The sequence below is a fragment of the Methylobacterium sp. BTF04 genome (assembly GCF_010692745.1).
Taxonomy (GTDB): domain Bacteria; phylum Pseudomonadota; class Alphaproteobacteria; order Rhizobiales; family Beijerinckiaceae; genus Methylobacterium.
Genome location: NZ_JAAHTB010000144.1, coordinates 1 through 2,261 on the forward strand (window position 1 = coordinate 1; position 2,261 = coordinate 2,261).

General features: G+C 62.0%; 1 protein-coding gene and 2 pseudogenes. 1 reads left to right on the top strand and 2 read right to left on the bottom strand.

Annotated features, from left to right (window positions below; translation table 11 throughout):
• A pseudogene (locus G3T14_RS23800) lies at window positions 1-238 on the bottom strand (hypothetical protein); the annotation flags it as partial.
• An 18-nt stretch (window positions 239-256) separates the two neighbouring features.
• Here G3T14_RS23800 and G3T14_RS23805 point away from each other — a divergent pair.
• Window positions 257-715: a group II truncated hemoglobin gene (locus tag G3T14_RS23805; RefSeq protein ID WP_204263045.1), complete on the top strand. Its 459-nt coding sequence runs from the start codon at window positions 257-259 to the stop codon at window positions 713-715.
• Between the two features lie 148 nt (window positions 716-863).
• On the opposite strand, the pseudogene G3T14_RS23810 reads toward G3T14_RS23805, so the two are convergent.
• A pseudogene (locus G3T14_RS23810) lies at window positions 864-1,601 on the bottom strand (IS1380 family transposase); the annotation flags it as partial.
• Window positions 1,602-2,261 lie beyond the last annotated feature (660 nt).

The following is a 2,261-nucleotide window of genomic DNA, read 5'->3' on the forward strand; positions in this document are numbered from 1 at the left end:
TGGCCTTGCGCTTCGGGACGGAGGGCTGCGACGACTTCTGCCCCTTCGACGGCGGTAGGCTCGAATTGTCCGGCGTCTTGGGCGGTAGGCCGAGCTTCGCTTCCAACGCTGCGACCCGTGCCGTCAAACGCGCGTTCTCAGCCATCAAGGCGGCATTCTGGGCCACCAACGCCTCGATCCGCTCCATCAGGGCGGCGATCAGGGCATCTTTGTCGGACAGGCACGCGAGTGGCTTCACCCACCCTTTGATTCACAGGTGAGCCCCGCCGTCGAGCGAAAATACGACCTCATCCCCCAGCCAACCGACGCGCACAACGCCGAAGGACCTGAGCAATTACACTTATACGACCAAATCGGGGAACATAATCTTCGCCTCTTGGTGAATAGTTTTTATGATATTATAAAACGGGATCCCGTGGCGGAAGAATTGCATCTTCTTCATCTGCGGGGACATGGGCTCGGTCACTCGCGGGTCGAGCAATTCAACTTCCTGTCAGGATTCTTTGGTGGACCTAAGATGTACGTCCAGAAATTCGGGCATGTGAATTTGATGAAGATCCACGAGCACGTCGAAATAGGACCGGCTCTGCGGAATCTGTGGCTCGATTGCATGTCGCGGGCTTTGAACGAGACGAGCCTGCCGAATGAGACCGTCGAAGAGGTCATGCGCCACCTCACGAAGGCGGCCGGAACGATCGGGCATGATCAACCATAATCCCGCCTTCGGCTCGATTTGATTTCTCCGGAAAGGAGGCGGATTGCGCCCGCGGGCTTTCACCCGTTCCGTACCGCCAACGATGGCTAGGCAGATGAACGCACGGGCCCGGACGATAGAGGACTTGTTGGCCCGAACACTCGCCGCCGCACCAATCCATGGGCTCGGGCCGCCCGTAATGGCCGTCGCCGCGGATGGTGATCGCGGTCGTCGGCCAGTGACGGCGGATCGCCCGGACCAGACGACGCAGATGGCCCCGGACCTCGCGACCCGAGGGCGTCTTGCCCGGCCGCAGGATCATCGCGACGGGACGCGAGGTGGCGGTGTCGTAGACGTGGATCGGGAGGAAGCAGCGCTCGTCGTGGTGGGCGTTGAACAGCGAAAGTTGCTGATGGCCGTGGACCACGTCGCAGGTGTCGTCGATGTCCAGGGTGACGGCGGCTGGCGGCGCGGCGTAGCTGGCGCAATAGAGGTCGACCATCACCCGCCCGAGCCGGATCAGATCGCGCAGGCGGGGCGTGTTCTCCATCCGCGAGACGGTGGGCTGGCTCATCAGGTCCACGCCGGTCTCGAGCAGGCGTCCGCAGGCGAGCTTGAAGGCGGGGTCGGCGCGCAGATGGTCGAGGTCGTCGGCGTCCTCGTAGCCGCAGGCGATGGCCAGGATGCGGGCGAGCAGGATCTCGGGCAGCGGATGCGCGATCCGGCTCGGATCACGCCGATCCGGGATAACCGCCGCGAGCTTCTCGGCGATGCCCAATCGCCGCGCCGCCTGCGCGAGCAGCAGGACGCCGCCGTCCGAGGTCAGGCGTCCGCCGTCGAAGGCGGCTATGAGCTTCTTGCCTCGGACGGATGGAAACGCGAACGGGAGACACGTAAGATCGGTCATGGCGGGCGTGGCGGGCTCAATCTGGTCTGAAGGCTTGGTGTCAGCACCCAATCCCTAAGCCAAATCAATGCCTTACGCTACGCTCGCCACCCCAGATCCACCGCCCTGATGAATAAGACGGGCTAGCAAACGTGGCGGCGCTTCCCGTAAGGCGCACCATTTTTCTGTATTAATTGCTAAAGCACTTCCTCGGACGACCACCCTTTGGTTGGCGGTGGGCAAATGCTTCGAAATCAATGCGTGAAAGATTTGTCCAATCAACACCTGGTGGTAGGGGGGCTGTCGCGAATGCTTTGAGCTCTTTGTCCGTCATCTGCCCATCGTACTTCTCGTGGACGTCCGTCAATTCGTGGCCGACCTGTAGGCGGACGGCCCGCGACGGGAGCTCAAGATCACGATCGTTCCTAATCTTGCCAGCTCGCAGACCATGAAACGTTCCGGACCGCCGCGGGTCGGCTCCGGATGCCGTGTAGAGTCGGCTCATTCGCTTCTGCGCGGCATCGGCAGGGTCCTTCGCCTGCATCAGCATCGGGAAGACCGGCCCGGGTGAACTCAGCGCCCAATCCATGAAACCGCAGGTCTCGAAAAGGTCGTGGAGGACGAAAAGACCTAGCCCGTCTTATTCACCAGGCGGTGTCTTGCGGCGTGTTCTGGGCTGAC